Annotated in this window: 1 protein-coding gene; it reads right to left on the bottom strand. The window is 64.7% G+C overall.

Going from position 1 to position 658, the window contains the following annotated elements:
• Positions 1-127: 127 nt before the first annotated feature.
• Positions 128-466 (bottom strand): curli-like amyloid fiber formation chaperone CsgH, encoded by a 339-nt coding sequence (gene csgH / locus PSEWESI4_RS16515; protein WP_187672307.1) that lies wholly within the window; start codon positions 464-466, stop codon positions 128-130.
• Between the last annotated feature and the right edge of the window lie 192 nt (positions 467-658).

Raw genomic sequence — 658 nt, forward strand, 5'->3', positions numbered from 1 at the left:
GTTTCCTCCACCTGCGAACTCCGCACCCGACCGTAGGAGCGGCCCATGGCCGCGAAAAAGCATCGCGGGCGTGGCCCGCTCCTACGGGGTTTCGTGGGGCCTTGTGCAGATCATTCCCGCCGCGTACTCACTCGACCCAGAACCTCTGGGTTTCTTCCGCCTGCTCGACGTCATCCGCCCACCAGCGCATACGGGCTTCGATGCGGGTGCCGGGTGGGGCGCCGATCACCCGGGAGAGCGGGCAGACGGTTTCCGGCCGCAACTCCAGCGTGCCGGACTGGCTCGACTGGCTGCGCCCCGCCGGTCCTTCGCTGAACACCCGCAACTCGTAGCGCACCTGCTGCCCGTTACCCTGGAGACAGAGGCGCAGCTCGGCGGTACCCGGCGGCCCGGCGTGCAGTTGCAGGTCCACACCGGCGGACAGGCTGACGGCTATGAGGTAGGGAGCGAAGGGAAGGGCAGGCATAACACCAGGAGGTACCGTATTCACGGTGGAGAAAGCGATGTTTGGAAGTGTAGGAGGCCCCTTGCTCCGATGGAAATGAATGTGTCCAGAAGGGACCGGGCCATTTTTGGCCCGGTCGGGCCAAAAATGGCCCGGTCGTTTCCCCTTATGGATCAGTGACTTACGAGCGACCGAGCCAAAAATGGCCCGCTC

Origin of the sequence: Zestomonas carbonaria (assembly GCF_904061905.1) — a bacterium.
Lineage (GTDB): Bacteria > Pseudomonadota > Gammaproteobacteria > Pseudomonadales > Pseudomonadaceae > Aquipseudomonas > Aquipseudomonas carbonaria.

What these genes read in the sequence shown, in the direction of transcription:
- csgH (WP_187672307.1), bottom strand. Translation starts at nt 466, where the DNA reads ATGCCTGCCCTTCCCTTCGCTCCCTACCTCATAGCCGTCAGCCTGTCC.